6 protein-coding genes are annotated in these 6,841 nt (G+C 68.1%); all 6 read left to right on the plus strand.

Annotated features, from left to right (window positions below; all coding sequences use genetic code 11):
• The first annotated feature begins 144 nt into the window (after window positions 1-144).
• Complete coding sequence (locus ATO6_RS20540) at window positions 145-2,082, plus strand: NAD(P)/FAD-dependent oxidoreductase (protein ID WP_088625924.1); 1,938 nt, start codon at window positions 145-147, stop codon at window positions 2,080-2,082.
• On the plus strand, window positions 2,072-2,839 hold the full coding sequence (locus ATO6_RS20545) for an SDR family NAD(P)-dependent oxidoreductase (RefSeq protein WP_176441037.1): 768 nt from the start codon (window positions 2,072-2,074) through the stop codon (window positions 2,837-2,839). The genes ATO6_RS20540 and ATO6_RS20545 overlap by 11 nt, the downstream gene beginning before the upstream one ends.
• 12 nt (window positions 2,840-2,851) lie before the next feature.
• Window positions 2,852-4,462 (plus strand): class I adenylate-forming enzyme family protein, encoded by a 1,611-nt coding sequence (locus ATO6_RS20550; RefSeq protein ID WP_088625926.1) that lies wholly within the window; start codon window positions 2,852-2,854, stop codon window positions 4,460-4,462.
• A gap of 42 nt (window positions 4,463-4,504) precedes the next feature.
• A complete protein-coding gene (locus tag ATO6_RS20555; protein WP_088625927.1) occupies window positions 4,505-5,185 on the plus strand; it encodes a TetR/AcrR family transcriptional regulator in 681 nt (226 codons plus the stop codon).
• 6 nt (window positions 5,186-5,191) lie between these two features.
• Complete coding sequence (locus tag ATO6_RS20560) at window positions 5,192-6,091, plus strand: MaoC/PaaZ C-terminal domain-containing protein (protein WP_088625928.1); 900 nt, start codon at window positions 5,192-5,194, stop codon at window positions 6,089-6,091.
• A 50-nt stretch (window positions 6,092-6,141) separates the two neighbouring features.
• On the plus strand, window positions 6,142-6,841 hold a 700-nt coding region (locus ATO6_RS20565), incomplete at its 3' end, for an acyl-CoA dehydrogenase family protein (protein WP_141102048.1).

A 6,841-nucleotide genomic window follows, 5' to 3' on the forward strand; every position in this document is an offset into this window, starting at 1 on the left:
ACGTCCGGTCTTCTCCTCTCGCTTCGGTCTCCCGGCGCCGGGTTCCGGATGTCCCGGACAGTGGCGCTTGACGACCTGCGTTAAAAGATACTACTCGGTATCATAATTGTCCATGACGGCGTTTCGGCGTCGGGGAGGAGGATCATGGGATCGGTTCCACATCGTGAAATTCGGCGGCGGCTGGAGGGCGCGGACTGCGTTCCCCTTGCTCTTTCTCTGGTGCAACTGACTGGCGATCTGTCCTTGCTGGACGAAATCCAGGCGCATGTGCACGGCCCGTGGGACTATTCGCATTCACTGCCCGACGCGCTGCAATCGAGGATTCGTGACCGTATGGCGGATGCGATGGCCGGGCATGCCGGCACTGGCGCAGCGCCGCTCGGAACCCCGGACGCCGAGACGATGCAACGGATGATGAGCGTCGTCGTCGGCGAACCGGTCGCCCCGGAATACGTCCCGATGGCGCTGGAGCAGATGGAACTGTCGGCCAGCGGCAAGGTGGACGTTCCCGAGGTCGATCAGGTTGCCGCCACCGATTTCCCCGTGATCATCGTCGGCGCGGGCGCCTCGGGCATCTGCGCGGCGATCCAGCTCGGACAGATGGGCGTGCCCTATGTCCTCCTGGAAAAGAACCCGGCCATCGGCGGCACGTGGTACGAGAACCGGTATCCCGGCTGTGCCGTCGACACGCCCAACCATTTCTACCAGTTCGCATTCGAGCCGAATGACGAATGGCCCGAGTATTTCTCGCACCAGGCCAGCATCCTCGACTACCTGCGCCATTGCGTCGACCGCTACGAGCTTGCCCCAAACATGCGGCTGGGGCGCGAGGTGGTGTCGGCCGAATACTGTCCTGACAGGCAGATGTGGACCGTCACAGCCCGCACCGAAGCGGGTGACGAGGAGGTCCTTGAGGCCCGCGCGGTGATCTCGGCCGTCGGGCAACTGAACCGCCCCTCGATCCCCGATCTGCCCGGCCTCGCCAGCTTTGTCGGTCCCGCGCTGCACACCGCGCAATGGCCCGAAGAGGGTCTCGATCTCGACGGCAAGCGCGTCGCGCTGGTCGGGACCGGGGCCAGCGCCGTGCAGGTCGGGCCGGCCATCGTCGACCGGGTCGCCGCACTGACCGTGCTGCAGCGGTCCGGCGCATGGGTCGCGCGGCGGCCCAACATCGACCGGCTGGTCAGCGACGACACCAAGTGGGCGCTCAAGGCCGTGCCGTTCTATGCCTCGTGGTATCGCTTCCAGCTGTTCTGGGGCTTTGCCGACGGCCTGTTCGACGCGCTCCGCATCGACCCGGAGTGGCAGGGCGGCGGGGAGTCGATCAACGCCAAGAACCAGAAGCTGCGCGAGGCGATGACCCGCCACATCAAGCGCGAACTCGAAGGGCGCGAGGACCTGCTCGACAAGGTGATCCCGGACTACCCGCCCTTCGGCAAGCGCGTGCTGGCCGATGCGGGCTGGTACAGGATGCTGCGGCAGGATCACGTCGAACTGGTCTCGACCGGGATCGACCACGTCGAACCGGACGCCATCGTATTGACGGACGGCCGCCGGATCGAGGTCGACGCGATCATCTTCGCCACCGGGTTTCAGGCCGGCAAGATGCTCTGGCCGATGCACATCAAGGGCAGGGGCGAGCAGAGCATCCGCGAGCTCTGGGGCGACGACGATCCGCGCGCCTTCCTCGGCATCGCGGTGCCGGAGTTTCCGAACCTCTTCGTGATGTACGGCCCGAACACCAATCTCGGCCACGGGGGCAGCGCGATCTTCCTCGCCGAATGCCAGATGCGCTTCATCGCCAGCACCATCGCGCAGATGATCAACGGCGGTCACGCCACGGCCGAGATCCGGCGCGACGTGCACGACCGCTACAACGACGAGATCGACGCAAAGCTGCGGGATCTGGTCTGGAGCCACCCTTCGGTCACGACATGGTACAAGAACCCCAACGGGCGGATCATCACCAACCAGCCATGGCGGCTGGTCGAATACTGGCGTCTGACGCATGACGCCGACATGGCCGACTTCATCACCGAACCGGCCGCTGGCAAGCAGGGGAGGGCGAGCCGTGCAGGATGACGCGAATTTCGGAACCGGCGGCACGCTGGTCATCGGCGGCAGCGGCGGCATCGGTCAGGCGGTCTGCGCCGCCTTCGCCGGGGCGGGCAGCGACGTCGCGCTGACTTACCGCTCCAACGCGACCGCAGCCGAGCAGGTGCAGGCCGTGATCGAGGCCGCCGGCCAGCGCAGCCTCGCCCGCCCGGTCGACATCACCGACCGCGCGGCCGTCCGGGCGATGGTCGACGAAAGCGCCGAGGCGTTCGGCGGGCTGCACACCGTGGTCATCGCCATGGGCGCCGACATCAGCATGACCTACGTCTCGGGCATCGACGACGACGAATGGGACCGCACCATCGCGGGTGACCTGACCGGCTGCTACAACGTGCTCAAGGCCGCGATCCCCCATCTCCAGAAAAGCCGGGGATCGGTCGTCGCCATGACCTCCGCCGCGCTGCACCGCTACGCCCAGAAGGACGTGCTCTCGGCCGTGCCCAAGGCAGGCGTCGAGGTGCTGATACGCGGCATCGCCCGCGAGGAGGGGCGGTCGGGCGTCCGGGCGAATTCCATCGCCCTCGGCGTCATCGACGGCGGGCTGTTTCACCGGCTGACGGAACGCGTGCCGCCCGAATTCGTCGAGGCGATGAAGCGCAACACCGCCCTGCGCCGCTTCGGCACGCCGGAGGAGGCCGCCGATCTGGCGGTCTTCCTCGCCTCGCGCAAAGCGGCGTACATTACCGGGCAGAGCATCGCGCTGGATGGCGGATATTCGATCTGAGGGACCGAACCGATGGATGACCTGACCATTTCCGACATGCTGCGCCGCGCGGCCGCGCGCCACGCCGACCTGCCCTGCTGGATCGAAGAGGGGCGCACCGTCACCTACGCCGCCTTCGACCGCGAGGTCGACCGGCTGGCGGCGGGCCTGCTGAACCTCGGTGTGACCAAGGGCGATCACGTCGGCATCTGGCTGCCCAACACTTACGAGTGGATGCTGTCCTTCTGCGCGACCGCCCGGATCGGCGCGGTGATCGTGCCGGTCAACACGCGCTACAAGGCCGAGGAAGCGGGCTATGTCATCGCGCAGGCGGATGCCAAGGTCCTCATCATGCTGCGGCGGATGTGGAAGTCCGACTATTACGCGATGCTCTGCGAAATCGCGCCGGACCTGCCGGCGCAGCAATCCGGCGAACTGAACCTGCCCGAGCTTCCGAGCCTGCGCACGGTCGTGGTGCTCGACGAAACCGCGACGGCGGGGACCGTCACCTTCGACTCCGTCCTGAGCGACGACACCGGCGCGGTGGCGCAGGCCGAGGCAAATGTCGCGGCGGACGACATGCTGCTGATCTGTTTCACGTCGGGCAGCACCGGCAAGCCCAAGGGCGTCATGCACAACCACGGCGTCATCGAGCAGTCGACCCGCGTCGGCCTGGCCCTGCATGTCGAGCCGGGCGACCGGGTTCTGGCCCATATGCCGTTCTACCATTCCGCCGGGCTCTACATGGCGCTGATCACCTCGCTGAACCTCGGCGCGGCGCTGGTGCCGATGATCCAGTGGACCCCGCGCGAGGCGCTCGACCTGATCGAACGGCACCGGGTCACGATGTTCGGCGGCATCCCGACCCATTATTACGACATCTGCGCCGTGCCCGACATCGACCGCTACGACCTGTCCTCGCTCAAGGCGGCGTGGATCGGCGGGTCGGCGGTCATGCAGGAGACGTTCGAGCGGATCATGCGGTCCATGCGGCTCGACAAGCTCTTCTCGACCTACGGCATGACCGAGAACACCATCTCGACCAGCTTCAACCGCTGGGACGATCCGGTCGAATACTGCTGCCGCAACAAGGCCCCGCTGCTGTCCAGCTGCGAGGTGCGCATCGTGGACCCGGAAACGCTGGCCGAAGTCCCGCCGGGATCGGAAGGCGAGATCTGGTGCCGCGGCGAAACGGTGATGATCGGCTACTACAAGAACCCCGAAGCGACCGCGGAGGCGATCACGCCCGAGGGCTGGCTGCGCAGCGGCGACCTCGGCACGCTGGATGCGGAGGGCTACCTGACCGTCACCGGACGGCTCAAGGACCAGCTCAAGATCGGGGGCACCAACACCTCGCCCGTCGAAATCGAACAGCAGCTTGCCGCGCATCCCTCGGTCAAGTCATCCGTCGTCGTCGGCGTGCCCGACGAAAGGATGGGCGAGGTGGCCTGGGCCTTTGTGGAACTGTCGGCAGGCGCAGATCTGAAGCCCGAGGACCTGATCGCGCATTGCAGCCGGACGCTGGCCGACTACAAGGTCCCGCGTCAGATACATTTCGTCCGGGAGTTTCCGTTGACCGCCACCGGCAAGGTCCAGCGGAACGAGGTCGCCAAGATCGCGCGCGGGATGCTGCCGCATGGCTGAGGCATCCCCGATGCGCGGGACAGAACACGGAGGGCCGGCAGGATGACGGATGTCCCGGCAGAGAGCCAGACCAGGCGCAAGTCGCGTCGCGGACGGCGCGGCGCGGGCTCGGAAGAAGAGCAGGAACAGGCCCGCTGGGACCTGATCCGCGCCGCGGCAAAGGCGTTCATGGAATACGGCTATGCCGCAACCTCGATAGATACGGTGGCGGATGTCCTCGGGGCGACCAAGGGGCTGGTCTACTACTATTACCGCAGCAAGGCCGACCTGTTCTTCGACCTGCACCGCGCGGCGATGGAGATCAACCTGAACGCCATCCGCCCGATCGCCACGGGCGAGGGCAGCGCGGCCGACCGCCTCTACCGGATGCTGATCGCGCATTGCAACCTCATCATGGAGGAACTGCCGCTCCAGTGCGTGTCGGTGCAGGGGGTGCAGATGCACCTTGCGGGCAGCACGACCCCGGATCAGCGCAAGGTGCTCGAGAACCTCATCGCCGCGCGGGACGCCTATGAAAAGCACTTCCTCGACGTCCTCGTGCAGGGCGTCGAGGCCGGGGAGTTCCGCGAATGCGATCCGCGCATCCTCATCAAGCCGCTTCTCGGGGCGCTGAACTGGATGACCGTCTGGTATCGCACCCGGCCCGACGAAACGGACGAAACCCGCCGCCACATCGCCGAGGAACACGCCACGTTCCTGCTGCGCGGCGTGTTGCGGGACTGACCGGCCGTGACCGCGTCTCCCTCACCCAAGGTCCGGGACGAGACCGCGTTCGACCCCTCGACGCTTCTGGATGTCGCGATCCCGGATTGCCGCCAGCGCTACGAAGCGCGCGACTGCCGGATCTATGCGCTCGGTGTCGGCTACGGGATCGATCCGTCGGATCCGCACCAGCTGGATTACGTCGGTCCCGCGGCGCGGCGGGTGGCGCCGGGCCTTGCCACCGCCATCGGGGCACCGGGGTTCTGGCTTCGGAACCTCGATTGCGGGATCGACTGGCGCCGCGTCGTCCATGGCGAGATGGCGCTGGAGATCCTCGAGCCGCTGCCGATGTCGGGCGACGTCACCGGGCGGACGCGGGTGACCGGCATCGTGGACAAGGGACCGGGCCGCGCCGCGCTGGTTCTGGCCGAGCGGGAGCTGCGCGACAGCGCGACGGGCGCATTGCACGCGGTGATCCGCGACACGTTCTTCCTGATCGGCGCAGGCGGGTTCGACGGCGGCGGCGCCGGCCCCGCCCGGCTCCCCTCGGTTCCGGATCGCGCGCCCGATACCTGCGTCGCCCTCGGCACGCATATGCAACTGGCCTTTCTGCATCGCCTGTCGGGCGACCGGAACGAGGTGCATACCGACCTCGCCGTCGCACGCTCGGTCGGCTACGACCGCCCGATCCTGCATGGCGTCGCGACATATGGCCTGGCTTGCCACGCGCTGGTGCGCGGCCTCTGCGATCACGACCCCGAACGCATGCGCGGTCTGTCCTGCCGGTTCGCCGCGCCGGTCTATCCCGGTCAGCGCATCGCGGTGGACATCTGGCGCGGCGCGGACGGGCAGGGGGCGTTTCAGGCGCGGATCGACGGCACGGGGCAGGTGGTGCTCAGCCACGGCACATTTCAATACGCGCCCTGACGGGCGACGCGGGCCGGCTTTGTCCGGCCGGACATGAGGAGGAGACGGACATGCTTGATGGCGCGATGGCGGAGATGGTGGAGCGCTTTGCCGCGGACAAGGTGACGCGCGAGGGGCTGCAGGCGGCCGAACGGGGCGACTGGCCCGCTGACCTGTGGCAGGAGCTCGACGGGCTGGGCCTGCCGCGCGGGATGCTGGATGGCGAGGACGGGGGGGCGGAACTGTCGCCCGCAGAAGCGGTGGAGATCGTCCGCCTGCTCGGCCGCCATGCGCTGCCGGTGCCTCTGGGCGACGCGATGGTCACGCTCTGGATCGCCCGCCGCGCCGGGCTGACCCCGCCGGATGGCTATGTCGCGCCGGCGACCGCCGCCAGGGCGACGCTGAGCCGCGAGGGCGAGGGCTTCCGCCTGTCGGGACAGGCCGCCCGCGTGCCCTGGGGGGGCGAGGCCGCCGCGCTGCTGGTCTCCGCCGAGCTGGACGGCGCGCCGATGCTGGCGCTCCTCCCGGCTGCGGCGCTCTCGGTCACGCCCGGCACCAACATGGCGCGGGAACGGCGTGATACGCTGGACTTCGACACGGTGCTCGACGCATCCACAGTCGCCGCCGCGCCCGAAGGGTTCGGGCCCGAGGGTCTGTTGCTGATCGGCGCGGCGGTGCGGACGGCGGGGCTGGCGGGCGCGATGGAACGGGCGCTCGAGATGACGGTCGCCTACGCGCAGGAGCGGGTGCAGTTCGGCAAGCCGATTGCCG

The organism is Oceanicola sp. 22II-s10i, from assembly GCF_002210105.1.
Classification (GTDB): Bacteria; Pseudomonadota; Alphaproteobacteria; order Rhodobacterales; family Rhodobacteraceae; genus Pseudooceanicola.

What these genes read in the sequence shown, in the direction of transcription:
- ATO6_RS20550 (WP_088625926.1), top strand. Translation starts at nt 2,852, where the DNA reads ATGGATGACCTGACCATTTCCGACATGCTGCGCCGCGCGGCCGCGCGC.
- ATO6_RS20555 (WP_088625927.1), top strand. Translation starts at nt 4,505, where the DNA reads ATGACGGATGTCCCGGCAGAGAGCCAGACCAGGCGCAAGTCGCGTCGC.
- ATO6_RS20540 (WP_088625924.1), top strand. Translation starts at nt 145, where the DNA reads ATGGGATCGGTTCCACATCGTGAAATTCGGCGGCGGCTGGAGGGCGCG.